The 26402-nt window shown below is 68.9% G+C and carries 27 protein-coding genes and 1 pseudogene; 22 read left to right on the top strand and 6 right to left on the bottom strand.

Annotation, left to right across the window (positions count from 1 at the left end; genetic code table 11):
- Positions 1-91: 91 nt before the first annotated feature.
- Positions 92-409, bottom strand: coding sequence for a helix-turn-helix domain-containing protein (locus MTQ12_RS04735; protein ID WP_010080477.1), 318 nt, complete (start codon positions 407-409; stop codon positions 92-94).
- 74 nt (positions 410-483) lie between these two features.
- Here MTQ12_RS04735 and MTQ12_RS04730 point away from each other — a divergent pair, with 74 nt between their 5' ends.
- Entirely contained in the window at positions 484-951 is a 468-nt protein-coding gene (locus tag MTQ12_RS04730) for a hypothetical protein (protein ID WP_247424471.1), read from the top strand.
- Between the two features lie 315 nt (positions 952-1266).
- On the opposite strand, the gene MTQ12_RS04725 is transcribed toward MTQ12_RS04730, so the two are convergent.
- The 3 genes from MTQ12_RS04725 to MTQ12_RS04715 form a co-directional block, all read right to left on the bottom strand.
- On the bottom strand, positions 1267-1887 hold the full coding sequence (locus MTQ12_RS04725; RefSeq protein WP_247424469.1) for a CueP family metal-binding protein: 621 nt from the start codon (positions 1885-1887) through the stop codon (positions 1267-1269).
- A 72-nt stretch (positions 1888-1959) separates the two neighbouring features.
- Entirely contained in the window at positions 1960-2562 is a 603-nt protein-coding gene (locus tag MTQ12_RS04720; protein WP_019157642.1) for a DUF305 domain-containing protein, read from the bottom strand.
- A gap of 106 nt (positions 2563-2668) precedes the next feature.
- A complete protein-coding gene (locus tag MTQ12_RS04715; RefSeq protein ID WP_051013283.1) occupies positions 2669-3139 on the bottom strand; it encodes a DUF6153 family protein in 471 nt (156 codons plus the stop codon).
- A gap of 173 nt (positions 3140-3312) precedes the next feature.
- Here MTQ12_RS04715 and MTQ12_RS04710 point away from each other — a divergent pair, with 173 nt between their 5' ends.
- The gene (locus MTQ12_RS04710) at positions 3313-4638 is read left to right on the top strand and encodes an MFS transporter (RefSeq protein WP_247424465.1); all 1326 of its coding nucleotides are present in this window, start codon (positions 3313-3315) and stop codon (positions 4636-4638) included.
- 21 nt (positions 4639-4659) lie between these two features.
- On the opposite strand, the gene MTQ12_RS04705 is transcribed toward MTQ12_RS04710, so the two are convergent.
- Complete coding sequence (locus MTQ12_RS04705; RefSeq protein WP_247424462.1) at positions 4660-5853, bottom strand: FAD-dependent oxidoreductase; 1194 nt, start codon at positions 5851-5853, stop codon at positions 4660-4662.
- Positions 5853-6509, bottom strand: a complete 657-nt coding sequence (locus tag MTQ12_RS04700) for a TetR/AcrR family transcriptional regulator (RefSeq protein ID WP_087624725.1) — start codon at positions 6507-6509, stop codon at positions 5853-5855. Before MTQ12_RS04700 ends, MTQ12_RS04705 begins: the two co-directional genes overlap by 1 nt.
- 152 nt (positions 6510-6661) lie before the next feature.
- On the opposite strand from MTQ12_RS04700, the gene MTQ12_RS04695 reads away from it, so the two are divergent.
- The 20 genes and pseudogenes from MTQ12_RS04695 to MTQ12_RS04600 all read left to right on the top strand — a co-directional run bounded on the left by MTQ12_RS04695 (position 6662) and on the right by MTQ12_RS04600 (position 26401).
- Positions 6662-8215, top strand: coding sequence for an MFS transporter (locus MTQ12_RS04695; protein WP_247424459.1), 1554 nt, complete (start codon positions 6662-6664; stop codon positions 8213-8215).
- Between the two features lie 60 nt (positions 8216-8275).
- Positions 8276-8488 carry a heavy-metal-associated domain-containing protein gene (locus tag MTQ12_RS04690; RefSeq protein ID WP_019157648.1) on the top strand — a complete coding sequence of 71 codons (213 nt, stop codon included), beginning with the start codon at positions 8276-8278 and terminating at the stop codon, positions 8486-8488.
- Between the two features lies 1 nt (position 8489).
- Positions 8490-9470, top strand: a complete 981-nt coding sequence (locus MTQ12_RS04685) for a heavy-metal-associated domain-containing protein (RefSeq protein ID WP_247424456.1) — start codon at positions 8490-8492, stop codon at positions 9468-9470.
- The gene (locus MTQ12_RS04680; RefSeq protein ID WP_247424452.1) at positions 9454-11784 is read left to right on the top strand and encodes a heavy metal translocating P-type ATPase; all 2331 of its coding nucleotides are present in this window, start codon (positions 9454-9456) and stop codon (positions 11782-11784) included. Before MTQ12_RS04685 ends, MTQ12_RS04680 begins: the two co-directional genes overlap by 17 nt.
- 42 nt (positions 11785-11826) lie before the next feature.
- The gene (locus tag MTQ12_RS04675) at positions 11827-12102 is read left to right on the top strand and encodes a YHS domain-containing protein (RefSeq protein ID WP_073117043.1); all 276 of its coding nucleotides are present in this window, start codon (positions 11827-11829) and stop codon (positions 12100-12102) included.
- A gap of 87 nt (positions 12103-12189) precedes the next feature.
- Positions 12190-12771: a YdhK family protein gene (locus tag MTQ12_RS04670; protein ID WP_247424448.1), complete on the top strand. Its 582-nt coding sequence runs from the start codon at positions 12190-12192 to the stop codon at positions 12769-12771.
- A gap of 45 nt (positions 12772-12816) precedes the next feature.
- Positions 12817-15006 (top strand): heavy metal translocating P-type ATPase, encoded by a 2190-nt coding sequence (locus MTQ12_RS04665; protein WP_247424444.1) that lies wholly within the window; start codon positions 12817-12819, stop codon positions 15004-15006.
- Between the two features lie 36 nt (positions 15007-15042).
- Positions 15043-15375: a metal-sensitive transcriptional regulator gene (locus MTQ12_RS04660; protein ID WP_040364591.1), complete on the top strand. Its 333-nt coding sequence runs from the start codon at positions 15043-15045 to the stop codon at positions 15373-15375.
- A 291-nt stretch (positions 15376-15666) separates the two neighbouring features.
- Entirely contained in the window at positions 15667-16497 is an 831-nt protein-coding gene (locus MTQ12_RS04655) for a helix-turn-helix transcriptional regulator (protein WP_247424441.1), read from the top strand.
- Positions 16498-16751: 254 nt separating this feature from the next.
- Positions 16752-17840, top strand: coding sequence for an ArdC-like ssDNA-binding domain-containing protein (locus tag MTQ12_RS04650; protein ID WP_073117039.1), 1089 nt, complete (start codon positions 16752-16754; stop codon positions 17838-17840).
- Entirely contained in the window at positions 17840-18763 is a 924-nt protein-coding gene (locus MTQ12_RS04645) for a bifunctional DNA primase/polymerase (protein ID WP_247424437.1), read from the top strand. The genes MTQ12_RS04650 and MTQ12_RS04645 overlap by 1 nt, the downstream gene beginning before the upstream one ends.
- Positions 18763-19551 carry a DUF2637 domain-containing protein gene (locus MTQ12_RS04640; protein ID WP_051013254.1) on the top strand — a complete coding sequence of 263 codons (789 nt, stop codon included), beginning with the start codon at positions 18763-18765 and terminating at the stop codon, positions 19549-19551. The genes MTQ12_RS04645 and MTQ12_RS04640 overlap by 1 nt, the downstream gene beginning before the upstream one ends.
- The gene (locus MTQ12_RS04635) at positions 19548-19958 is read left to right on the top strand and encodes a hypothetical protein (protein WP_247424435.1); all 411 of its coding nucleotides are present in this window, start codon (positions 19548-19550) and stop codon (positions 19956-19958) included. The genes MTQ12_RS04640 and MTQ12_RS04635 overlap by 4 nt, the downstream gene beginning before the upstream one ends.
- Before the next feature lie 110 nt (positions 19959-20068).
- Positions 20069-20935, top strand: coding sequence for a hypothetical protein (locus tag MTQ12_RS04630; RefSeq protein WP_247424432.1), 867 nt, complete (start codon positions 20069-20071; stop codon positions 20933-20935).
- A pseudogene (locus MTQ12_RS04625) lies at positions 20932-21941 on the top strand (ParB N-terminal domain-containing protein). The gene MTQ12_RS04630 and the pseudogene MTQ12_RS04625 overlap by 4 nt, the downstream one beginning before the upstream one ends.
- Before the next feature lie 76 nt (positions 21942-22017).
- Positions 22018-22689, top strand: coding sequence for a hypothetical protein (locus MTQ12_RS04620; protein WP_247424430.1), 672 nt, complete (start codon positions 22018-22020; stop codon positions 22687-22689).
- Positions 22690-22708: 19 nt separating this feature from the next.
- The gene (locus tag MTQ12_RS04615; RefSeq protein ID WP_247424428.1) at positions 22709-24337 is read left to right on the top strand and encodes a M23 family metallopeptidase; all 1629 of its coding nucleotides are present in this window, start codon (positions 22709-22711) and stop codon (positions 24335-24337) included.
- Positions 24337-24603, top strand: a complete 267-nt coding sequence (locus MTQ12_RS04610; protein WP_019157664.1) for a DUF6112 family protein — start codon at positions 24337-24339, stop codon at positions 24601-24603. Before MTQ12_RS04615 ends, MTQ12_RS04610 begins: the two co-directional genes overlap by 1 nt.
- Before the next feature lie 144 nt (positions 24604-24747).
- Positions 24748-25017 carry a DUF6112 family protein gene (locus MTQ12_RS04605; RefSeq protein WP_247424426.1) on the top strand — a complete coding sequence of 90 codons (270 nt, stop codon included), beginning with the start codon at positions 24748-24750 and terminating at the stop codon, positions 25015-25017.
- Positions 25018-25051: 34 nt separating this feature from the next.
- Positions 25052-26401: a conjugal transfer protein TrbL gene (locus MTQ12_RS04600; protein WP_247424424.1), complete on the top strand. Its 1350-nt coding sequence runs from the start codon at positions 25052-25054 to the stop codon at positions 26399-26401.
- The last annotated feature ends 1 nt before the right edge of the window (position 26402 follow it).

The following is a 26402-nucleotide window of genomic DNA, read 5'->3' as shown; positions in this document are numbered from 1 at the left end:
CGGGCCTTGGCCTGCCAGCGGCGCCAGGTCCGCTCGGGCATGTCGAAGAGCTGGCAGAACCTCGCGGTCGACATGCCCGCTTCCACGCGGATCACCTCGAGGTCCTCGAAGGGCCCAGCCGGCCCTCCGCGGACTTCTTCCACACCCTGGCTTCCAGGTGTGCCTCGCCCAAGGCCTGGGTCAGCTCGGCGACCTCGGCCTCCAGCTGTTCCTCTCGGGAGGATGGTCCGGACCTGCCGGCCACCAGGGCGGTCTTGCCGGCTTCCAGGAACTCGGCCTTCCACCGTCCGATGGACTGCTCACTGACTTTCTCCTTGCGTGCCGCTTCGGCGATGGACATCTCGCCGGCCAGCACGCTCAGCACTATCCGGGTCTTCTTCTCCGCCGGAATCGAGGGTGGTCTACCCATGACTGACTCTCCTTCAGGACCTACATAACGGCCCTGCCACTAAGTCTGACGCGCGACAGATGCAACCAACGAGCATGCAACCGCCGTTCGCAACCTGGAACCCGACCCGTGGCTGCTGGGAGACGAGCCAACGCGACCTCTTCGGGCGCACGGAGCCGTACTCGGGGATCTGGCCGACCTCCGGAGAAGTGCACGATGGATCGGCTTACCGGCGTCACTGGCCGGCGCACCGCATCACCGGTTCCGGGTCTTCATCACCGCCTACCGCGAAAGCGCTGTTCCGGACGCCTTTGGCCTCGGACTCCTCGCGCGGCGGCGAGACCCTGGACCAGGTACGGGCACGGCGGGGCACGATCGCCCTGAGCCATCAAGTGATCGACCTGGCCCTGCACGGGCCGCATGGCTCGCCCGCCAGCTGGAACGAGTCGGAGACCCTGTTCGCCCTGATCGAGGACATCTTCACCGCTGGGGGCGATACGCCCACGCCATCGCCCGATGGGAACACATCACCGAACGAACCGCCCCTGACCCCGCGATCCTGAACGAGGAGAAAGGACCACGCCCGGCGCCCGAGTTCGTGGAATGGCTCATGGGCCTCCCGACGGGGTGGGTCACCGACCCCGAACACGGCCTGACCGCGAACCAACAGAACACTGCCCTCGGCAATGGCGTCCTGCACCTCCAAGCAGTCGTCGCGCTTGACGCACTACGGGCGGCGACCGAGCCATGATGAGCGCGGAATTCCTCACCTTGCGTGACAGCCGCAGCGCTGGTGATCGGCCACACGCCACGTCCTCGGAGTTGTGCCGATCTAGAACAGAACGATTTCCCGGGGCACGAGCAGCTGATGCCCGAGGTCAGGTGAGTTGCAGGGTAGTGATGCAAGTCGGGTCGTCTTCGTTCATCGTGGAGATGATCGCGGTTCCCGTCTGACCTTCGTGCTCGATCGTGAGGGTTGCCTCGATGCCGCGGGGCACCCAGACGCCGACGAACCCATTGTCGTAGGTCTGCTGTACCTCGTCGACGAGCACGTCGCCGCCCTTGCTGGTGAGCGTGACCTGGACCTCGGTGTTGGCGAGTTCGCCGAGGCAGGTGGTCAGGCTGTGGAAGTAGCAATCGTGCGTTTGCTCCCGATAGGGGGCGACCGAGATGTACACCTCATCATCGGGCATCGGCAGTCGTGTCTCGCGGTCTTGATCGTCGGTGAGGACGAGGGCGTCGGGTTGCACGGATGCGATCAGATCGGCGGGACGGTCGGCTACGGGCATAGTGTCGAGCCGCCCGATGACCTGCGTGGCGTCGAGTCCGTCCAGGTTGTGGTCTGTCAGGAATTCAGTGTCGACGGCTTGACTGCCGATGGAGATGGATTCGGGTTCGGGCGACGTTGTGGCGCATCCAGTGAGAACGAGGGCCGCGGCAAGCGTTGCGGTGGCAGTGACGATCAGATTTCGGCGCCGCGGCATGGTGGGGTGATTCATGGCGTGATCCTTCAAGGGTTTGAGTGGGTCGGTGCCGGGCGCTCTCGCCCCGGCACCGACCCGAGTAGTCGATCAGAGGGTGGCCAGGAGGTCCTGCATCTCCTGGATCTCAGTGGTCTGCGCGTCGATGATGGTCTGCGCGAGCTCGACGGCATCGGGGTTGCTACCGTCATCGACCTGTGTCTGGGCCATTTCGACCGCTCCCTCGTGGTGGAGGATCATCTGTTCCAGGAACAGGCGTGACGCCTCGGCGCCGTCGGCGGCTTCGAGTGCGGCCAGGTCGTCCTCGCTCATCATCCCGTCGCCGTGGTCCATCCCACCCATCTGGTGATCGTCGGGGTCGACGCCCCAGTCCTCCAGCCAGCCCTGAAGCTGTTTGATCTCGGGCCCCTGGGCGGTCTTGATCGTCTCGGCCAATTCGACGACCCGCGGGTCGACGCCGTCCTTGGCGAGGACGATGTCGCTCATCTCGATGGCCTGCTCGTGGTGGACGACCATCATCGAGGCGAACATCTTGTCCGCGTCATTGACGTCCCCGCCGGTGGCGTCCGGCGTGTGCTCGGACGAGCCGTGATCCATGCCCGACATCGCATCGTCGTCTCCGGCGGAGCAGCCGGCCAGGGCGAGTGCAGCGGTCAGTGCGAGTGCGGCGGTCGCCGCGGTACGAAACTTCATGAGTGTTCTCCAGTGTCAGCAGTCGTGTCAGTGGCGCGGGACCTCAGGGGCACCGCGTGAGTGCAGGGGGAACCGTCGGCGCTGCTGCGCCGGGTTCACCGCTCTGTCACGTGCGACTGATGCAGAGAACCTGTAATGAAGGAGCCCTCGACAGCCCCCTGTCGAAGAAGCGGGCGATCGGGAGAGATCGAGGTGCGGTGCGCGGCCATCCCGGCAGAATCCGCGGCAGCACGAGGACGAGCAGGGCGAGCAGCAGTGCGAGCACGCACGCCATCGCCATGCCCAGGTGTCCATCGCTCCCGCAGTCGGTGCAGGAACCGCCGGGATCGTGCGTTGTGCCGCTGGTCGCGTGAGCGCTCGCTGTGTCGTGATGCGCCGCGCCCTGGCGCGCCTCACCAGAATCGGTGACGGAGACCGCGGCGGTGGCCGCGTGGGCGGCGGGGGTGCCGTGCAGGTTCAGCGTGTGCATGGCGAGCAGACCGGTGATGACCGCGGCGACCAACAGGCCGCCGAGCAACACGCCTCGGAGAAGGCCGAGATGACCTCTCCGGGTACGCGTTGCTGCGGTGGACGCCATGCACCCCAGTTTACTGATCCCGCCGACGGCCGCCTGAGCGCTGCGCCGGATCGCCCCGTACGGCGCACACCGTGGGCGCACTCCGTTCCTCGTGGAGCACCGTCGGAAATACCCCAGGGGGGTATAAGGTTGGAGGGGTTACGTGTTCTTGAGAGGGTTTGAGGAGAAGATTGATGCGCCTGTTCGCGATCCGCGACTTCCGCCACCTGTTCGGTGCGCAGATCATCGCGCTGTTCGGCACTGGGCTGGCGACAGTGGCGCTGGGCCTCCTCGCCTACGACCTGGCCGGCCCGAGCGCAGGGTCGGTGCTTGCCACCGCTCTGACGATCAAAATGGTCATGTACGTTCTGATCGCGCCGCTGGCAGCGGCGTATGCTGACCGGCTTCCGAGGCGGATGTTCCTGACACTGCTCGATGTGGTGCGCGCCGGGGTGGTGCTGGTGCTCCCGTTCGTCACGGAGGTCTGGCACATCTACGTGCTCATCGGCGTCCTGCAAGCGGCGTCGGCGGCCTTCACGCCGACATTCCAGGCCGTGATCCCCGATATCGTCACCAAGGAGTCCGACTACACCCGAGCACTGTCCGCGTCGCAGGTCGCGTACACGATGGAGAGCCTGCTCAGCCCGGTCCTGGCGGCCGTCGCGTTGACGTTCATGGCGTTCAACTGGCTGTTCATCGGCACCTCGATCGGGTTCGCGCTCTCCGCCGTGCTGGTGCTCTCGACCCACATTCCCAATGCCACCCCGAGCGGGCACGTCGGCGCCTGGGCGCGGGTCACATCGGGAGTCAGGGTCTTCTTCGCCACGCCCCGGCTGCGCGGTGTGGTGGCCTTGAACCTGGTCGTCGCGGCAGCGGGATCGATCGTCGTCGTCAACACGGTCAACTACGTCCGCGACCACCTGGGCGGCTCGCAGGCCGACGTCGCGTGGATGCTGGCCGCCTCGGGCGGCGGCACGCTGCTGGTCGCGCTGTTCCTGCCACGCGTGCTCGACCGGATCGCCGAGCGGATTGTGATGATGACCGGCGCCCTGGTGCTTTTGGCCGGAGTGCTCGCCGCCGTCGCGATGACCGCCACCCAAGTCGCATCCTGGATGGTCACCGCACCGATCTGGGTGATCATCGGCGGCGGCATGGCGATGATCGTCACCCCGACCGGGCGCGTCATCCGCGGCTCGGTGGCGAAGCAGGACCTCCCCGCGGGATTCGCCGCACAGTTCTCCCTCTCGCACCTCGCCTGGCTCGTCACCTACCCGATCGCGGGCTGGATCGGCACCGCGTCCGGGTTCACGCTCGCCTGGTCCGTCCTCGCCGCCCTGGCAATCGCGGGGGCGATCGCGGCGCACCTGCTCTGGCCGCGCGAGCAGAAGGACAGCGAGGCCGCCCCGACCGGTGTCGCCGCCGCAGAGCCGGTGATCGGTGATCGGGCGGTGCGCGAGGAGACCGAAGCCGCCGAAGGCACCCTCGTGGCGTGCCAGTGCGCCTGCGTGCGCACCGTCTGAACTCCGTTTGACGCGAGGGGCTCATACGTGCTGTCGCGTCACCGGATCAGCCGCGGTTTCAGGGTGGTGCAGGCCGGGCATCAGCTCACGCATAGGGCCGGCGGCATTCACTCCGGTGAGCGCGACCAGCACCTCGCCGAGGTAGTGGGCTGTGATCAGTGGTTCCTCGGAGACGACGCGGGTGCGTGTGCCCAGGGCGGGGTGTCCAACACCGGTGAGGGTGTGGCCGTGGATGCGTGCGGAGAACGTCGAGCTCGGCAGGTACTGGCCGGGGTCGCCGGCGATACCGAGGTCGTGCAGCAGCGTGTTCGCGGCGTGGATGCCCTGGGCGGCGGAGTCGTCCCAGTGATCGATCCGGTAGGAGCCGTGGCCGGGATAGTGATGCACGGCGACGCCGCCGGCGGCGTAGATCCGTTGCCGCGGGGCGTGCATGGAGCGCAGGCGGGAATCTACGGGGATGCCGTCGGGCCCGGTCCATGGTGCGGGGGCGGCGGGCAGAGTGCCGTGCGCGACGATCGCGAGGTCGCCTTCGACCTGGCTGCCGTCGTTGAGGGTGATGCTGATGCGGTCGGTGTGGGTGCGGATCGAGTGCACGGTGCGTTCCAGGTAGGCGGCGTGCTGGGGGCGGTGCAGGTCGCGTAGCCGCCGGGCGACGTGTTCGCCGATGGCGTTCGCTCCTGGGATCGCGGCGCGGGTGATGAGGGCGACGTCGTGGCCGGCGTCGGTGAGCAGCGAGGCGGTCTCGGAGGCGACGAGGCCGCCACCGAGCATGAGCACCCGGGCAGGCTGAGTGGTCGCGAGTAGATCGCGGACGCGGACGGCGTCGGCGGCCGAGTGCAGGGTGGTCAGTCTGCCGCCGCTGATGGCCTGGTCGCGGCCGATCACCTCCTCGTCGAGAGTGCGGGGCCGGCTGCCGGTGGCGATGAGGAGCGCGTCGTAGGCGTGTGTATCGCCGGAGTCCAGCCGCAAGCGCCGAGCCCTGGGGTCGAGGCCGCGCACCGTCTCCGACCGGAGGGCGGCCCCGGTGTCGGGCAGGGCCGCCTGGGCCGGTTCGAGCAGCCCGATCGCGATGCCCTTGTTGACCAACGTCCGGTTGAACGGCACCTCACCGTTCCGGGCGTAGAGGTCGACGTCGACACCGGAAGCGTGCAGGGTTCTTGCGGCTGCGGTGCCAGCGGCGCCGGCCCCGATGATCGCGATGCTGGGCATCCTCATCAGGCTCCTTCCCCAATGGTGGTGGTGCTGGTGGTGGCGGCGAAGGCGGGCAGCAGGATCGCCTCGATGAACCACGGCGCGTCGTCGGCGTCGAGGCGCCCGGCACGCACTTCTTCGGCGGCACCGTTCATCACCACGTGCGTAGTAGTCAGCAGCCAGGACACCGGCAGATCGACCCGGAAGACACCCTCGCGCTGGCCGCGCAGCAGCAGAGCCCGCATCCGCCCCTCGGCCTTCTCGTGCAGCTCGCGGATGCGTGCCGCAGGCAGTTCTTTCAGCGCGGCCGCCAGCAGCGCCCGCGACTGGTCGACCAGCACCCAGCTGGAGGCCACCAGTCGCCGGAACGCCTCGCCCGGATCACCATCCAGGGGCACCCCGCTGAGCACGTCTTCGCCGCGTTCGAGGCTGTCAACGAGGGCGGCCTCGATCAGCTCCGCGCGGGTCGGGAAGTGCCCGTAGACGGTCACTCTGCCCATCCCGGCCTCGGCGGCGATGTCGCCGACCGAAGCGTCGGGGTTCTTGCGGATCGCCGTCGCCGTCGCGGCCAGAATCCTTGCCCGGTTGCGCTGCGCATCCGCCCGCTGATTGGCCGCCCGGCCACCGCCGCCTGACGCACCGGTCGTCGTGCCGCGGGGCGTCGTCTTCTTCACCGTCATGATCCACCTCACAAGTCGTACTGGAATGTATGAGATAGTGTAGCTGTTACAACTCGTACACCGATGATCGAGTTCCGGCTCGGAGGGCGAGGCGGGGCCGACAGAGAGGAGATGACTACCATGTCCACGACACACATCCCTGGGGGTGCGCGATGAGCGACACCGCCGCGCCGCGTGCCGGCGCCAAGCAGTGGTGGGGGCTTGCCGTTCTGGTGATCCCCTCGACGCTGCTGTTCATGATGCTCACGATCCTGTTTCTCGCCGCCCCGAATCTGGCCGCGGACCTGAATCCGTCGAGCACGCAGCTGCTGTGGATTCTCGACATCTACGGCTTCGTCATGGCCGGGTTCCTCGTCGCGATGGGCGTGCTCGGCGATCGGATCGGCAAGCGCCTGCTCATGGTGATCGGCGCGATCCTGTTCGCCGCTGCCTCGATCGCCGCGGCGCTGACGACGATCCCCGAACTGATGATCGTCTGGCGGGCCATCCTCGGACTGGCCGCGGCGATGATGGTGCCGGCGACGATCGGGCTGATCTTCGTGCTTTTCGCCGATGCGAAGCAGCGCGGTGTCGCGATCGGCGTGTGGGCCGGCGGCATCTCCGCTGGTGTGGCGCTGGGCCCGCTGCTGTCCGGCTTGCTGCTGGAGGCCTTCGGCTGGCAGGCGACGTTCCTGGTCGCGGTGCCGATCATGGCGCTCGTCGCGATCGCCGCACCACTGCTGGTGCCCGAGCATCGTGACCCGTCGGCGCGGATCGACCTGTTCAGCGCCCTGCTGCTGGTCGCGGGTCTGCTGGCGATCATCTACGGCATCAAGCGCTTCGCCGCCCAGGAGCCGGCCGGCCCCTCGATCGGGCTGCTGGTCGCGGGCGCGCTGATCGGGCTGTGGTTCGTGATCCGGCAGCTGCGCGCCAAGCAGCCGCTGCTGGATGTTCGACTGTTCGCCAACCGCACCGTGTCCGGGGCACTGGCAGTGTTCCTGCTCTCGGCCGCAGCGCTCGGCGGGGTGTACTCGCTGTTCACCCAGTACCTCCAGCAGGTCCAGGAGCTCTCGCCGTTGCAGGCGGGCCTGTCGATCCTGCCGGCCGCGGCGGTGCTGATCGTCGTCTCGACGCTCTCCCCGGTGCTCGCGCGCAGGTTCCGGCCCGGCAACGTGATCGCGGTCGGCCTGCTCACCCAGGTCGTCGGCTACATCCTGTTCACCCAGCTCGACGCCGGCACGGGTCTGGCGCTGGTGATCGCGAGCTTCGTCATCACCTACCCCGGCGTGGCCCCCTCGATGGCGCTGACCACCGACCTCGTCGTCGGCTCCGTGCCGCCGGAGAAGACCGGCGGGGCCTCCGGCCTCGCCACCACCGCTAACGACCTGGGCATCTCGCTCGGTGTCGCGGTGATCGGCAGCGTCGGGATCGCCGCCTACCGCAGCCAGATCGGCGATCTGCTGCCCGGCGGCCTGCCCGCAGATGCCGCCGCGGCGGCATCGGACAGCGTCGACGGCGCCATGGCCGCAGCGGCCCAGCTGCACGGTGCGCTCGGAGAGCAGGTGGTGGCCGCCGCGCAGACCGCGTTCACCGGCGGGCTCAACACTGCGGCCATCGTCTCGGCGGTCATCGCCGCTCTCGCGGCGATCATCGCCGCCACGAGGCTGCGCCACGTCCGCCCGACTGGTGAAGCACAGCAGGCCGCCGAGGAGCGGGCCACGTCTTGATCCATACCCCTAAGGGGTATTAGTCTCAACGTAAGTCGTACACGAGTGAAGGAGTTAGAGATGGCGACCACGACCGAGTACCAGGTGACCGGGATGAGCTGCGGGCACTGCGAGAGCGCGATCCGCGCCGAGGTGTCCGAGATCGCCGGGGTGACCGGCATCGAGGTCAGCGCTCAGACCGGGCGGCTGGCCGTGACCAGTGAGCAGCCGGTCGATGACGCCGCGGTGATCGCGGCGGTCGACGAGGCCGGCTACACGGCCGTGAGGAGCTGACATGAAGGCACCTGCACGGCTGGGCCTGTACGGGCTGGTGCTGGTGGCCGTGTTCGCCGTGGCCGCGTTCACGGCGAACACGGTCGTCCCGGAGAGCACGGTGCAGGCCTGGGCGGAAGACACCGAGAGCACCACCCACCAAGGACACGAAGAAGGAGGAGAAGACATGGACAGCACCGGGCACGAGGGCCACGACGCCGGGGCCGGGTCGCTCGGCCTGGGCATCGCGCAGGACGGCTACCAGCTCACCGCCGTCACCGCCCCGGACGCCCTCGGCGCCGACGGTGAGCTGTCGCTGACGGTCACCGGCCCGGACGGCAAGCCGGTCACCGACTACGAGCTGGAGCACGAGAAAGAGCTGCACCTGATCGTCGTGCGCGCCGACGGCACGCATTTCCGTCACATCCACCCCGAACGAGGCGCCGATGGCGCCTGGTCGATCCCGTGGCAGTGGGAGGCGGCCGGCACCTACCGGGTGTTCGCCGACTTCGTGCCCGCCGAGCACGGCGAGGGCATCACCCTGTCAACTGCGGTGCAGGTGCCCGGCGACTACGACCCGGCCGCGGCCGAACCGGTCACCGAGACCACGGTCGAGGGGTTCGACGTCACGGTCGAGGGCGATCTGGTCGCCGGTTCCGCGTCGGAGCTGACCATGACCGTCACCCGTGACGGGGAGCCGGTCACCGCGCTGGAGCCGTACCTGGGGGCGTTCGGCCATCTGGTCGCCCTGCGCGACGGCGACCTGGCCTACCTGCACGTCCATCCCCACGGGGATGCACCGAAGACCGGTGAGACCTCCGGGCCTCAGATCGTGTTCGAGGCGACCGCTCCCACGCCCGGCCGGTACCTGCTCTACCTCGACTTCCAGGTCGACGGGCAGGTGCACACCGCGCCGCTGGTCATCGACACGACCACCGGTGGGGCCGAGGGCGAGCACGGCGGCGGGCATGAGGAAGGAGGAGACCATGACCACGGCGAGTGATCCGATCATCAGCACGAACAGTGTCGAGCTGCAGATCGGCGGGATGACCTGCGCCTCCTGCGCAAACCGGATCGAGAAGAAGCTCAACAAGCTCGACGGTGTCACCGCGTCCGTGAACTACGCGACCGAGAAGGCCAGCGTCACCGCCCCTGCGGACTATGACCCGCAGCTGCTCATCGCCGAGGTGGAGAAGACCGGCTACAGCGCTGAGCTGCCCACCCCGAAGGGAACAGCGGCCGCGCCCGGTGGTGACGGCGAGGGCGAGTCGCGTGAGGATGCCGAGCTGCGCAGCCTGCGGCAGCGCCTCATCGGTTCGGCGGTCCTGGCGGTGCCGGTCATCGCGATGGCGATGATTCCGGCGCTGCAGTTCGACTACTGGGGCTTCGCCTCCCTAGCGCTGGCGGCACCCGTGGTGGTGTGGGCGGGCTGGCCATTCCACAAGGCCGCCTGGATGAACCTCAAGCACGGTGCCGCGACGATGGACACCCTCATCTCCGTAGGCACGACCGCGGCGATGATCTGGTCCCTGGTGGCGCTGTTCTTCGGCACCGCGGGCGATCGCGGCGTCGTCCACCCCTTCGAGTTCACCATCTCCCGCTCCGACGGGCTCGGGCACATCTACCTGGAGGTCGCCGCCGGGGTGATCACGTTCATCCTGCTCGGCCGTTACTTCGAGAAGCGCTCCAAGCGCCGCGCCGGAGCTGCCCTGCGTGCCCTCCTGGAACTCGGTGCGAAGGAAGTCTCCGTCCTCCGGAACGGGAAGGAAGAACGCGTCTCCATCGACGAGCTGAGCGTGGGTGATGAGTTCGTCGTCCGGCCGGGCGAGAAGATCGCCACCGACGGCGTCATCACCTCCGGCAGCTCCGCGATCGACGCATCCATGCTCACCGGCGAATCCGTGCCCGTCGAGGTCCGCGAAGGCGACACCGTGACCGGTGCGACCGTGAACGCCGGCGGGCGCCTGGTCGTGAAGGCCACCCGGGTCGGTGCTGATACGCAGCTGGCGCAGATGGCCAAGCTCGTCGAAGACGCACAGTCCGGCAAGGCCGAGATCCAGCGCCTCGCCGACAAGGTGTCCGGGGTGTTCGTTCCCATCGCGATCGCCGTCGCCGTGGCCGCGCTCGGCGCCTGGATCGGGGCCGGGTTCCCGCTCTCGGCCGGGTTCACCGCCGCGGTCGCGGTGCTGATCATCGCCTGCCCCTGTGCCCTCGGCCTCGCCACCCCCACCGCACTGCTGGTCGGTACCGGTCGGGGCGCGCAGATGGGCGTGCTCATCAAGGGGCCCGAGGTGCTGGAGTCCACCAAGAAGGTCGACACCATCGTGCTGGACAAGACCGGCACCGTCACCACCGGCAAGATGACCCTCACCGAGGCGATTCCCGCCGAGGGTGTGGATCGGGGCGAGCTGCTGCGCATCGCCGGCGGCCTGGAGGACTACTCCGAGCACCCGATCGCACAGGCCATCGCCGCCGGTGCCACCAGCGAGGTCGGCGAGCTGCCTGCCCCGGAGTCGTTCGAGAACATCGAGGGCAAGGGCGTGCAAGGCGTCGTCGACGGCCACGCCGTCCTCGCCGGCCGCGAGTCGCTGCTGGCGGACTGGTCGATCCACCTCGACGCCACTCTCCGGGCAGCGAAGCAGGAGGCCGAATCGCAGGGCAAGACCGCGATCGCGGTCGGCTGGGACGGGCAGGCCAGAGGTGTGCTGGTCGTCTCCGACCAGATCAAGCCCACCTCGGCCGAGGCGATCCGCCAGTTCACGGAGCTGGGACTGACCCCGGTGCTACTGACCGGTGACAACCAGGCGGTGGCCGAGCAGGTTGCCTCCGAGGTCGGCATCACCCAGGTCATCGCTGAGGTCCTGCCCAAGGACAAGGTCGAGGTCGTCACCCGCCTCCAAGGCGAAGGGAAGACGGTGGCGATGGTCGGTGACGGCGTCAACGACGCCCCCGCCCTCGCCCAAGCCGACCTCGGGCTCGCCATGGGCACCGGCACCGACGTCGCGATCGAGGCCGCCGACATCACCCTCGTCCGCGGCGACCTGCGCGCGGCTGCGGACGCGATCCGGCTCTCGCGGAGGACGCTGGGCACGATCAAGACGAACCTGTTCTGGGCCTTCGCCTACAACACCGCCGCAATCCCACTGGCCGCGTTCGGGCTCTTGAACCCGATGCTCGCCGGTGCCGCGATGGCGCTCTCGTCCGTGTTCGTCGTCTCCAACAGCCTCCGGCTGCGCACCTTCAAGGCCCGCGCGGACGACGCCTCCACCCCGGCACCGGCCGGCCCGGCACCGGCTCGCGAGCCGGTCACCGTCTGAACCATCCAATCGTCATCACCCAACCACGAAAGGACCTATCTGATGACTGCACACGAGAACCTCAACCTCACCGACACCTCCGCCACCTCGGGAGGGGGCTGCTGCGGCGGGCACGCACCGAGCGCTGAGGCGGTCGCCAAGGCCCCGGCGGCGGAGATGGCCGAGTGCCCGGTCATGGCCGGCACCCCGGTCGTGAAGGCCGACGCCGAGGCCGCCGGTCTCTACCGCGACCACAACGGCCAGCGGTACTGGTTCTGCTGCGCCGCCTGCGGTCCGCTGTTCGACGCCGACCCCGACCGGTACGCCAACGCCGCCTGAGAGACCACCAACGACCCGGGTTCCGTGCCTCCCGCACCCGGTGGGAGGCACGGAACCACCCGCATCCCATGAGCAAGGAGTTCTCCGTTGAACACGCGCATGACCACCCTCATCGCCGCAGGCCTCCTCGGCGGCAGCCTCGCACTGGCGGGCTGCTCCACGGCAGACGAACCCGCGGAGCCCTCGGCGTCTCAGAGCGAGGACGCCCACGGCGGCCATGGCGGCCACGACGGGATGGAGCATCCCGCCGACGGCGGCCCGGTGCCCGAGGGCATGACCGAAGCCGCCGACCCCGAGTACCCCGTGGGCACCAAGGTCACGCTGACCGCCGACCACATGGACGGCATGAACGGTGCCACCGCCACCATCGTCAGCGCCTACGACACCTACACCTACGCGATCGACTACACCCCGGTCGGCGGCGGTGAACCGGTGACCGACCACAAGTGGGTCGTCCAGGAAGAATTCCAGAACCCCGGCGACGAGCGCCTGGCCGATGGCACCGAGGTCACCGTCACCGCCGATCACATGGACGGCATGGACGGCGCGACGGCGACGATCGCGTCCTCGACCGACGAAACCGTCTACGTCGTCGACTACGAAGCCGACGGCATGGAGATGACGAACCACAAATGGGTCGTCGAAAGCGAGATACAGCCCGCCTCCTGACCCCGCAGGAGCATCCGGGCTGGAGCGAAAAGGAATGGACCGAACATGAGCGAGAAGCACGCCCACCACGGCGCCGAGGTCGATGAACACGCCGGCCATCACAGCCACGCGCCGCACACCGAGCACAGCGCTTACGAGGGACACGGCGCCCATACTGAGCATGGCGACCACGAGACTGATGCTGGTCACGACCATGCCGGGCATACGGGCCACGGCGGGCATGGAGGCCACTCTGGGCACGAGGGGCACGGTGATCACGTCGGTCAGTTCCGCCGGCTCTTCTGGATCATGCTTGTTCTCGCGGTCCCGGTCGTTGGGTTCAACGACATGTTCGCCCACCTCCTCGGCTACCACCTGCCCGACGCGGGGTGGGTTTGGTGGGTCTCGCCGATCCTCGGCACCGTCATCTACTTCTGGGGCGGCTGGCCCTTCCTCACCGGTGGGCTGAGCGAGATCCGCTCCCGCAAGCCCGGCATGATGCTCCTGATCGCCCTGGCGATCACGGTCGCGTTCCTCGCTTCCTGGGGCGCGAGCCTGCACATCCTGCACCATGAGCTGAACTTCTGGTGGGAACTGGCGCTGCTGGTGGTCATCATGCTGCTGGGGCACTGGATCGAGATGCGCTCGCTGGCTCAGACCACCTCCGCCCTGGATTCCCTCGCAGCACTCCTGCCCGACGAGGCGGAGCGGGTCGATGGCGACGAGGTTGTGAAGGTCGCACCGGCGGAACTGCGTGTCGGCGATGTGGTCATCGTGCGACCCGGAGCGTCCGTACCGGCCGACGGCAAGATCGTCGACGGCAGCGCCAGCATGGACGAGTCGATGGTCACCGGCGAGTCCAAGACGGTGCGCCGCGAGGCCGGCGAGAACGTCGTCGCCGGCACCGTGGCGACCGACTCCGGTCTGCGCGTCGAGGTCACCGCCACTGGTGATGACACTGCCCTGGCCGGAATCCAGAAGCTCGTCACCGATGCCCAGGCCTCCTCCTCCCGCGCCCAGCGCATCGCCGACACCGCGGCGGCCTGGCTGTTCTGGTTCGCCCTGGGAGCCGCGGTGATCACCGCGCTCGCATGGACGCTGCTGGGAATGCCCGACGCCGCGGTGGTGCGCACCATCACCGTACTGGTCATCGCCTGCCCACACGCCCTGGGCCTCGCGATCCCGCTGGTCGTCTCGATCGCGACCGAGCGCGCCGCCCGAGGCGGGGTACTCATCAAGGACCGGCTCGCACTCGAGTCCATGCGCACCGTCGACGCCGTGCTGTTCGATAAAACCGGCACCCTCACCAAGGGAGAACCCACCGTCACCGCGATCGATCCCATCGAAGGACGTGACGAAGACGACGTGCTCGCCCTGGCTGCTGCGGCCGAAGCCGACAGCGAACACCCGCTGGCCCGCGCCATCACCGGAGCCGCCAGATCCAAAAAAATCCAGGTGCCGAAAGCCTCGGACTTCTCCTCGTCCCCGGCCGTGGGAGTCAAGGCCACCGTCGATGGTGCCGTCATTGAGGTCGGGGGCCCCTACCTGCTCGACCAGCAGAACCGAGATGAGCTGCCGGTGGCCGACCAGTGGCGGGAGGAGGGTGCGATCATCCTCCACGTCCTCGCCGACGGCGACGTGATCGGCGCGCTGCGGCTCGCCGATGAGATCCGTCCCGAGTCCCGCGACGCCGTCGACGCCCTACACTCCGCCGGTGCTCAGGTCGTAATGATCACCGGCGACGCGCAGGCCGTCGCCGACACCGTAGCCAAGGATCTCGGCATTGATCGGGTCTTCGCGGGCGTGCGCCCCGAGGACAAGGCCGCGAAAGTCAAGGAACTCCAAGACGAGGGCCGCAAGGTCGCGATGGTCGGCGACGGCGTGAACGATGCCCCCGCATTGGCCCAGGCCGACGTCGGCATCGCCATCGGCGCAGGCACCGACGTCGCCATCGGTTCCGCAGGCGTCATCCTCGCCTCCTCCGATCCGCGCTCAGTGCTCTCGGTGTTCGAACTCTCCCGCGCCAGCTACCGGAAGATGAAGCAAAACCTGTGGTGGGCCGCAGGGTACAACCTGATCTCCGTGCCGCTCGCGGCGGGCATTCTCGCGCCCATCGGGTTCGTGCTGCCGATGAGCATCGGCGCGATCCTGATGTCGGCTTCGACCGTCGTCGTCGCACTCAACGCGCAGTTGCTCCGGCGCCTGAACCTCGATCCCGCGGCCAGCGCGCGGCGGCTACTCAACCGCTCCGAGTGATCCGGACTGTCCCTATCGTCCATCAGGAGACCGATGATGAGCACCCTGTCCCTTCCCTCCGGTCACGCTTCCGAGAGCGCGGCCGACCGCGGCTACATCAGCGACAAGGCCCGCTACCTCGCTCGCCTCAGGCGCATCGAGGGACAAGCCCGCGGCATCCACCGCATGATCGATGAGGACGCCTACTGCATCGACATCCTCACCCAAGTAAGTGCGATCACCTCCGCGCTAGAGAACGTCGCGATCGGTCTCCTCGATGACCATCTCAGGCACTGCGTCACCGGCGCCATCCGGAACGGTGAGACCGCAGCCGATCACAAGATCGATGAGGCATCCCAAGCCATCGCCCGACTGATCAAGTCCACCTGAAGGAAGGAAACCGATGCGACTCCTCACCCGCATGACCTCGGCCATAGCCCGATCCTTCGAGGCCGAGCTCACCGTGCGCCGATGCTGCCAGGCTGTCCGTTGGGCACTCACCATCCGATCCGCCGGCAGTCAGCAAGAGTCGCCGTGAGGCGCCTCTCGAACGATCCGCATCCAGCTGCGGTCGATCCCTGAGTCAGACAGCAGCAATGAGTGACCGCACGACTCTCCCCGCCCTTGTCTGCCCGCACCCGCACCGTTCATCGCCCCATCGGGCCTGCCTCATATGACTGCGTGCAACTCGTCGTCGTGCGCGATGGCACGGCGATCGTGTTCTCCGAGTTCGGTGAGCAGCCGGTCAGCTTCGGCGACGCGATCCTCCTCGGACCCAACGTGCTCTGCGGGACCGAACCGGAGGGGCAGCTGACTGTCACGACGATCTACATCGACACCGATCTCGCTCTGGATCAGTTCTTCTGGCAATACTCCACGATCCTGCACGATCGACTGGACGCGCAGGGCTTCGCCAAGAAGGTCTACTCCGAACCAGCCCAAGTGCTGCATCTGGGCCGGGATCGGGCGGGCCTGATGCTGCCGTGGCTCGATGAGATGGTCGCACTCAGTGCCGAGGGGCATTTCCATGAACGCTTCCCCCGGTTACAGTCGCTCTGGTTCGCCGTCGTGGACGTCATCGCCCCGCATGTCCGCGTCTCCCCGATGCGGCTGACCAGATTCCAGCGCGCTCGCTCCCGCCCGGTCTCTTCCCATGAGCGAGCGCTGGGACCGTCACGCCGCGAAGCGATGCTCGTGCGCGATGCGCTCCATCGTGATGTCGCCTCCCCGTGGACATTGACAGAGCTGGCTGAGCTGGCGCAGCTCTCCCCGAAGCAGCTCGCCCGCGTGTTCACCGCTGCGTTCGGTAAGACCCCGACCGCCTATCTGACGATGCTGCGAGTGCAGGAGATGGCGCGACTCCTACGGGAGACGAACATCACCGTCGCGGCGGCTGGGCAGCGGGTCGGCTGGCGCAGCCGATCACGCGCGATCGAGGCGTTCACCGCGCATACCGGGGTCACCCCGAACCGGTACCGAGACATGCGGCCGGTCGTCGCCGACGTGCCCTGACTTCCGAGGTTCCCGGTTTCGCGAACGGGACAGTTCGACCGGGAAAATCCCGGTCAGGGCGGCTTCTCCTTCTCCCCGGCGCGGCCCGTGGGTAAGCCGGTATGTCCTACGTCAGGTGCCTCCGCGTTCCTGACGGCCAACCTACCGACTTCGCTGTTCGCTGACCGTCTGACTCGCCGGAAGCTCCTGGCTCACCTCGCTGGTGCAAGGCCAGCAGCCCCTCGTGCGGCTGGCCGCTCGGGAGGAGGCCGACGATGGCGACGAGGCAAGAGGAGGCCCGCCAGGCGCGGGAGGCGAAGCTCGACGAGTTCCACGACAAGCTCACCGGTGCGGTCGAGCGGCTCGTCACCGGGGATGACTGGGCCGATGCGCTCCGGTTCGCCGCGAAGTTCAGGTCACGGAGCTTCAACAATGTGCTGCTGATCTGGACGGCTCATATGGAGGCGTTCGAACAGGGCCGAGTGCCTGAACCTTTCCCCACCCTGGTCGCCGGATACAAGCAGTGGCAGCAACTCGGCCGACAGGTCGAGAAAGGCCAGGCTGGGTATCAGATTCTCGCACCAGTGACGGGCAGATTCGCCTCCGCGAACCTCGCCGACGCAATGTCGTGGCGGCGGCTGAACCGAGGTGAGAAGCCGAAGCCGGGAGAAACAGTGCGCACCCGGATGGTCGGAGTGCGACCGGCCTACGTCTGGGATGTCTCCCAGACCAGCGGTGAACCGATCCCCGCACGACCCGAGCCTCAGCTGCTCAAAGGCGAAGCCCCGGCAGGGCTCCGTGACGGCCTGGCCGATCAGGTGCGAGCGGAGGGGTTCGAGCTGCTGTGGGTGCCGCACGAGGGCATGATCGGCGGCGCGAACGGGCGCACGAACTTCACCGAGAACTGGGTCGCGGTGCGCACGAACATGGACGACGCCGCGCAGGTGAAGACCCTCGCCCACGAGCTCGCCCATGTCCTGATGCACGGCCCTGATCAGCAGGAGGCCCGGCAGCATCGCGGGATCGGGGAGGTCGAGGCCGATAGCGTCGCGCTGATGATCGGCGCCGCTCACGGGATGGACACCAGCGAGTACACGATCCCGTACGTCGCGGGCTGGGCGGCGGCCGTGGATGGGAAGAACCCGGTCGAGGTGGTGCAGGCCGCCGGGGAGCGGATACGGAAGACCGCTCTCGATGTGCTCGACCGGCTCGACACGGAGCAGGTGAGCAATGGCATCCCGCCCGGCCTCACCCGAGACGCACCCCAGCAGCAGGCGCAGCGCGAGCGCCCCCGCACCGCGTCACGAACACGCGAGCCCGAGGAGCCTCAGCCTGAGCTCGCGACACCAGAGCGGGGGCTGTGATGGCTGCCCGTGACCTGTCGGCGATCTTCCTCAACGCCACCGAGCAGCCACTCCCGCACGCGGCCCGTGAGCTTGCGGTCGCTGGGGTGCCGGTGTTCCCGGTCGCGCCGCGCGACAAGGTGCCGCTGATCCGCCACGGCCGGGGCTTCCGGGATGCGACGACGAACCTGCGCCAGGTGGAGGCGTGGTGGCGTAGTTCGCCACACGCGAACATCGGGATACCCACCGGCCGAGTCTCGGGCCTGTCGGTGGTGGATGTGGACGTGCACGGCACGAACGGCTACGACGCCCTGAACCGCGCAGACCACGCCGGGCTCGTGAGCGGGTGGGAGTTTCTGGTGCGCTCGCCCACGGGCGGCCTGCACCTCTACTACCCAGCCGCCGACGAGAGGGAGCAGCGGTCGTGGCAGGTCGGGGATGCGGGGATCGACTTCCGCGGCGACGGCGGCTACATCGTCGCCCCACCCTCGCTGCGGGTGATCGACGGCGAGACCGTGCCGTACCGGATCACCGAGCTCGGCACCGACCCCGCACACCCGCTGGACGCGGGCCGGCTACGGCGTTTTCTCGAACCGCCCCGCCCACCGCGCCGATTCCCACCCCGGATGCGCGGGCAGGGGCGGACCGATCCGCAGAAGCTCGCGAACTGGCTGGGCGGAGAGCGCACCGACCGGAACCGGAAGCTGTTCTGGGCCTCCTGCTTCCTCGCCGAGGAAGGCGTGCCGTATCGAGATGCGCTGGACGCGATGCTCACGGTCGAGCAGCCCGATTTCGGGCAGCGGGAGATCATCCGCACCGTCACCTCCGGCTACAAACGCATCCACGGCACCCCAACACCGGCCAGTCGGACGAGGGTGTCCCGCCCCGGCCCGGCGCGTGACACGGCCCCGGAGCAGCGGCTGACGCCGGCGAGGGGGCTGTGATGAATCGGCGGCGCGGGTGGGCGGTGGTCACGGCCGCGTCGGGAACCGTGCTCATCGGGGCAGGCGCGTTCTGGCTGTCGTTCACGGCGCTGGCCGACCTCGCCGTGCGTTCCGGGATCGGGGCTGGGCAGGCGTGGATCTGGCCGCTGCTGGTCGATGGGCTGATCGTGGTCGCCACCGTCGCCGTGGTCGCTCTCGATGGGCACCGGGCGGCCTGGTATCCGTGGGCGCTGCTCATCGGCGGCGCACTTGTCTCGGTGATCGCGAACGCCGCTCACGCCCTGGTCACCGCCGAGGCGTCCGTGCCGGGCCTGCTCGCCGCGACCGTCGCCGCCGTCCCACCCCTGGTGCTGCTCGCCTCCACCCACCTGACCGTCGTGCTCATCCGCTCCACCCGCACCACGACCACACCGCCGCAGACGGAGGCACCTCCGCCGGCTCTGCCTGCGGCCGGCACCCCACCCGAGAACCCGACCCCGAGCCCGGCGCCGGAGCCCGACGGTCCCTTACCGCAGCACGAGGACGAGGACGAAGTAGAGCCGTCCGCGCCTGCGACACGCGAGTCTCACGAGTCGGCTCCGCCGGGGGCTGGTGCTGGTCGGCGGGAGCGGGCGGCGCGGCTGCGGGAGGCGGGCTGGTCGAACAAGCAGATCGCCCGCGAACTCGATGTGCACCCCTCGACCGTGGGCCGCTGGTTTCCCCGACGGCCCCAGGCCGAGGGGTCTGAGTCGTCCGGCCCGCAGGAGGCCGGCACCCCACCTGAACATTCCGAGGAGGAACCGTCATGAACACCGAACAGTACCCGCACGACCAGCAGTCGCCCGAGAAGCCGCCGCCATCCGAGGCGGCAGGGCCGGAGCGGCCTGATCCGTCGGCGGGGATGGCGCCCGAGGCGATCCAGGCCGCCGACGTCGACCGCGAGAAGCAAAGCGCGGAGGGCGTGGACGTGGAGAGGCCGACGCGCGGGGTGGACTGGGTGCGCGCCTCCGATCTGATCGCCCGTGGCAGCGGCTCTCTGTCGCGGCGCGGCATCGACCTGGACTCCAAGCTGGCTCGTGGGACCCGGCACGGCGTTGCGGTCAGCGCCAAGTATGTCGGTCGGCAGATCGCCACGGGCGCGAGGCGGCTGCCGCCGGTCTCGGCGTTCGGCCGCGAGGAGCCCGCACCCGAGTCGCCGGGTCTGGGCAGGAAGTGACCGGGGTGAGCCGTCATGTCTACGATCCGACGTTCTTTCCCTGACCACCCCGCTACTCGTGGGAACCGGCGTGCACCTGCCTGGCAGGAGGTGCCGAGATGATCCCGCACATGACAACCGCCGCCGCACCGGGAGGCGGCGAGGACTACACGACCGGCGAGGGCCTGCGCGCTCTGCTGGTCCGGCTGCACGCGGAGGGGCCGGGCGCGTGGCGCACCGATCCGACCGCCGCGAAGCTGATGCAGTACGCGGCCGACAAGTACGCCGCTCTAGCGCGTAAGCACGGTCTTGATCCGTGGGAGGCGGCGGGTGCCGCGTTCGATGTGATGCGCACTCGTTCCGCGCGCGAGGCCGATGACCCGTGGGGCGTGGTCACCCATGCGGTGCGGATCACCTGCATCGCCGAGGAACGCGCCCAAGGCCTGCTGTGCTCGACGCATCAGGCGCGCCGCCCGCACTACTCGGTCTTCCACGACGCCGAGCGCCTCTCCGACCGGGAGAACCCGCTGGATGACTACCATCCCGCGTTCCACATCACCGACCCCCGCCCCGACGACGAGAAGCACGAGGGCGAGCGGGAGGTGGTGGAGCCGGCGGGGGTGGTCACGTCGGCGTCTGGTGCGGTGGAGGACGCGATCGCGTTCGTCACCGTCCTCGGGTGGCCGGCGCAGACGGCCCGCGCCGCGGTCGAGCATGTCTGCCATGCCCTCGCCCGTACCGGGTCGCGGCAGTCGGCGTTCGAGGTGCTGCGCCGCGACAAGCACTCCCGCGCCCTGCTCGACCTTCCCGGCTCCTCATGGACGGCGCTGCTGCGGGCACTGCTCGGCAACCCCGCACCCGGGATCTCCGCGACCTCGGCAGGGCGGGGCATCCTGCTCAGGTTGTTGATCGGCGAGACGCTGCCGGTGCTGCTGCACGACGACGACCTCGTGCTCACCGTGTCACTCGCGGCACCCCGGAATGGGGGCCGGCGATGAGTATCGAGCTGGAACGGGCCGTGTCCTCGATCAGATCGGGAACCGGCATCGCACCGACCTGGGCGACATCGACGCCCTGGCCGCGTCCATCGCCCGCGACGGCCTGCTCCAGCCCCCGACGATCACCCCGGACGGGGTGCTCGTGTGCGGCCGGCGCCGACTCGCCGCGATCCAGCAGCTCGGCTGGCGCACCGTGAACGTGTGGGTGCGGCAAGGAATCTCGAACCGGCTCGGGCACCTCCTCGCCGAGCAGGACGACAACCTCCTGCACAAAGACCTCAACCCACTGGAAGCAGCGTCCCTCTACCGCGAACTCAAGACCCTCCTCGCTGAGGACGCGGCGCGTCGGCAGGAAGCGTCCCGGTTCAGCAGCGACCACCAGCCTGCCGAGGGTGGGGAGGACGGTGGCGGAAAATTTCCGGCACCGTCACCGACACCGGCGGGTGAGGCGCGGCAGCAGGCGGCGACGATGATCCCCGGTGCCGCGTCGTACCGGACATTGGACAAGATCGAGGCGATCCAGCAGGCCGCCGACCGCGACGACCTCCCCGACGACACCCGTACGTCGGTAGCGAATGCGTTGGCGCGGATCGAGGCGGGCGCGCCGGTGCATCCGATCTTCGAGGAGGTCCGCTCCCTGATCGACGATCCCGCCCGGAGCCGGGACGCGGAACTGGACCGGCTCGCGCAGGAGGCGGTCGCCCGCGCCAAGAACCGCCCCCGCCGCACGAAGAGCCCTGCCGCTCTGGCACCGGCGGGGCTGACGGTGTGGACGGCCCGCTCGTTCGTCGTGATCTGGGGCGAACTGGTCGACTGGTGGACGCATTACGACCCGGCCGTGCTCGCCGGCGAGCTCACCGAGGAGCAGATCGAGATGTTCCTGACGATCGCCGACGGCACCGCCCGCTTCGCCACCGCCCTCCGTGCCGCATGCAACCAGAACACCGACAACGACGAAGACCGTGACGAGGGTGAGGGTGGGATGCGGCATCTGCGCGCCCTCTGACCCCCCCCCGTTTCGCCGCCTCGGGCCCCATGAGGGGGTGTCGGGGCGGATGCGCGTTCGGGTGCACCTGGTGGGCATGAACTCGACAGATGCTTCTCGTTCCCGCCGCCGACTGGTCGTCCTGGTCTCGGCCGCAGTCGTCGTGCTGCTCCTGGTCGGTATCGGGGTCTACGGCCTGGTCGCCGGCCCCCGCACCACCAGCGACCCGCCACCCGCGCCCCCGTCACCGACCGCACCAGGCACGACGGAGCAGGGGCCGCGGGACCTGGCGCCGATCCCCGAGACCGACGACCCGGAGAAGTTCGTCCGCGCCGTTGCGGAGGCGCTGTTCGGGTGGGATACGACCAGCGGGCTGATGCCGCTGGACTACACCAGCGGGCTCCTGAAGGTTGCCGACCCGTCCGGGGTCGAGCAGGCGGGCCTGGCCTCGGATATCGCCGGCTATCTCCCGAACCGGGAGACCTGGGTCGAGCTGCGCAAGTACGGCACGACGCAGCGTCTGGAGATCACGGACGTGTTCGTGCCGGAGGCGTGGGCGGAAGCCGAATCGCAGGCGCAGCCGGGGCAACTAGCGCCGGGCACCACGGCGTACACGGTCGAGGGTGTCCGCCACCGGCAGGGCATCTGGAATGACGAGGCCACGTCGAGTGCGCATGAGGTGGCGTTCACGATCTTCCTGACCTGCCCGCCGGACGGCGACCCGTGCTATCTGCTGCGCCTGTCCATCCTCGACCAGCCCCTGCGCTGACACCGGGGAGGAGGCTCTGATGCTGCGCAAAGCGATCGCGGGGCTCGCCGCCCTCGTCCTGCTCTGCCCGATGGTCGTCCTCGTCTCGGTCGGGCTGCTCGTCAACCCCTCCGCCGCCTCCTGCGCAGCCCCTGGCGGCAGCGTGCAGGTCGGCGACATCCCCGACGAACTGACCTCGATCACCCGCCACGGGGAACAGATCGTCCTCGGCAAGGCCGAGCTCACCCACGCCGCCACGATCATCGAGACCGGTTCGAGCACTGAGGGGGTCGGCCGGGATGGGATCGTGATCGCGTTGATGGCGGCGCTGACCGAGTCGCGGATGCGGATGCTCGCCAACACCTCTGCGTATCCGGAGAGCGGCGAGTACCCGAACGACGGCAACGGCTCCGATAACGACTCTTTGGGGCTGTTTCAGATGCGGCCGGCCTCCGGGTGGGGCACCGTCGCCGAGCTCATGGACCCCGACTATCAGGCCGCCGCGTTCTACGGCGGCCCCGACGGCCCCAACGCCGGCTCACCCAGGGGGCTGCTGGACATTCCCGGCTGGGAGCAGATGGGCAAGGGCGAAGCCGCCCAGGCCGTGGAAGTCAGTGCCTTCCCGGACCGGTACGACAACTACGAGCCCGTCGCCGAAGACATCCTCACCGCCCTCACCGGCAGCGGCGAGCCCGGCCCCACCCGTACCCCGGTCCTGGTGAGCGCGGAACCGGTCGAGTCGGGGCGGGTGGTGTTCCCGCTGCCGGAGGGCACGTGGGTGCCGACCAGCCCGTTCGGGCCGAGGACGCATCCGATCACCGCGGAGCAGTCCTTCCACACCGGCAGCGATTTCTCCGCCCCGGACGGCACCCCGATCCTCGCCGCCGCCGACGGCACCGTCACGGTCTCGGAGTTCTCCGGCGGCTACGGGGGTCTCGTCGTCATCGAGCACCGCATCGACGGGAAGACCATGGCGACCGCTTACGCGCATTCCTGGGAGCACGGCATCCACGTCGCGCCGGGTGACACGGTGCGGGCCGGGCAGCACATCGCCGACGTTGGCAGCTCGGGGATGTCGACGGGGCCGCATCTGCATTTCGAGGTCCGCGACGGCGGCACCGACGGCGAGTACATCGATCCCGCGAAGTGGCTCAACGACCACGACGCCGCCGACCTCGACGAGTCCGACGTCACCCCACCCGGACAGCACGAGGACTGCGACACCCAGCAGGGCACGCCGGGTGATCCGGCCCCGGTCGAGGGCGACCCGGACGAGCTGGTGGACGACCCCACCACGGATGGGCAGATCACAGTGCGGCTGCGCAGCGTCTACGAACAGACCCTCACCGCGTTCCCGGAGTCGACGTGGGCGTGCTACTCGCCCCGCCCCGGCACCAAGTCCGAGCACCCGATCGGCAGAGCCTGCGATGTGGCGTTCGGGAACGCGATCGGCCAGTACCCGACCCCGGCCCAGCTCGAATACGGGTGGCAGGTCGCCGACTGGCTCCAAGAGCACGCCGAGACCCTCGGCGTCGAATACCTGATCTGGCAGGGCAAGATCTGGTCCCTCGCCCGAGCCGACGAGGGCTGGCGCGACTACACCCGCGGCACCGATATCACGACCCGGCACGACGATCACTTGCACATCACGGTCCGAGAGGGGGCGTGATGGAGGTCTTCCCGGATTTCGAGGGACTGTCGGGGATCGAGGACCTGCGGGAGGTCGCCGGCGCGCTGTTGATGTTCGTGCTGATCGTCGCGGTGCTGATGCTCATCGTCTCAGGCATCTGCTGGGCGATCGGCTCCAGCAACGGCAACTACCAGCTCGCTCACCGCGGCCGGGCCGGGGTGTTCGTGTCCTTCGCCGGCGCGATCTTCGCCGGTGCCAGCGTCGCCTGGCTGAACTGGCTCATCACCATCGGCAACCAGCTCTAACCCCCAGCTGCTCGTCGTCGGTTTTCTCTGGCCCGCCCCTCGGGTGCTTCGGCACCTCCGGGGGGCGGGCTTCTTCGTGTGCCCCTGGGGGTCGGGGTGCACCTGGCGGTCGGAACTGTCTCTCGTCTCGTGAAAGGGCACATCGTGATCGACATCGACCCCAACTCCAGCGGCCTGCCGGGCATCGAGCAGCTGCGCACCATCGTCGGCGCCGTGATGACCGTCGGCCTCATCCTGTCCGTGCTCGCGCTGATCATCTCCGCGATCATCTGGGCTTACGGCTCCAACAGCAGCAACCCCCATTTGGCCGGGTGGGGGAAGACGGGTCTGCTGATCTCCTGCGGTGCGGCCGTGATCTGCGGCGCCGCCGTCGCGCTGGTGAACTTCGGCTGGTCGGTCGGCCAGCAGGTCTGACCCCCTCTTCTGCGTGTGAAAGGAGGGGTGCGCCGTGAGCGTGTGCGATATCCCCGTCATCTCCACCGTGTGCGACGCGGTCGGTGAGGGCACCGCGTCCCTGATCGCCGCCCCGTTCGACTGGCTCGCCTCCTCGATGGCCGGGGCGGCGGCGTGGCTGATGGAGACGATGTGGACCGTCTTCGACACCACCACCCTGGTCGACCTGACCCAGGACGGGTTCATCTCGGTCTACAACATCGTCTTCGGGATCGCCCTGTTCATCATCGCGATCTTCTTCTTCCTGCAACTGATCACCGGGATGATCCAGCGCGACCCCGGCGCCCTCTCCCGTGCCGCGCTCGGGGCGGGCAAGTCGATCCTCGGCAGCTTCGTGGTCATCACGTTGACCACGGTGCTGCTGGAGATCGTCGACCAGCTGTGTATCGGCCTCATCCAGGCCGCCGGGGAGACCACCGAATCGATGGGCAACCAGCTCCTCCTCCTCGCTGGCGCCCTGTCCGGGCTGAACATCGCCGCACCCGGCGTCGGCGCGATCGTCTCGATCTTCCTCGCCGGCCTGATGATCGCCGCCATCGCCATCGTCTGGTTCTCCTTGCTGATCCGCAAGGCGCTGATCCTCGTCACCGTGGTCCTCGCCCCGCTCGCCTTGTCGGGGGCGTCGTGGGATGTCACGAAGGGGTGGATCGGGAAATGGGTGACGTTCCTGATCGCCCTGATCGTCTCCAAGCTCGTCCTGGTCGTGGTGTTCCTGGTCGCGATCACGCAGGTCGCGACTCCCATCGACGCCGGCCTGACCGCGGTGACCGAGCCCATCGCCGGGATCGTGCTGATGGGGATCGCCGCGTTCGCCCCCTACATGGTCTACCGGCTCATCTCGTTCGTGGGCTTCGACCTCTACAACTCGATGGGCGCCGAGCAGGACGCGAAGAACGCCATGAACCGGCCCCTGCCGATCCCGACCAGGGCCGGCGGTGAGGGCCCGAAGAAGATCCTCGACAGCCCTGATGGCGGGGGCGGACGTGACGCGGGTGGGAGCCCGCCGGCGGCGAAGCCGCCGACCAGCACCGAGACGGCGGGGACGGAGACCGCGACCGCGGAAGCGGGAACGGGGACCGCCGCGAGCACCGGGCCCGCTGCCCCGGTCGTGGCCGGCGTCATGGTCGCCAAAGAAGCCGCCGAGGCCGGCCCGCAGGCGGGCCGAGAGCTCGGGAACCAGGCCGACACCGTCGCCGCGGGCGCGCAGAACGCCGGCCACACCACCCCCGACAGCAGCGGCCCGGGTTCGGGTGGGACGCCGCCGGCTCCGTCGGCGCCGGTGCCGAAGACCCCGACCGAGCCGTCCGCCCCAGCAGATCCCGGCACGGCCGGTGGGAAGGAGTAGG

The sequence above is a fragment of the Brevibacterium sp. R8603A2 genome (assembly GCF_023072605.1).
Lineage (GTDB): Bacteria > Actinomycetota > Actinomycetes > Actinomycetales > Brevibacteriaceae > Brevibacterium > Brevibacterium pityocampae.
The sequence above is the reverse complement of the archived record's forward strand: the minus strand, read 5'-3'. Positions and strand labels throughout refer to the sequence as shown.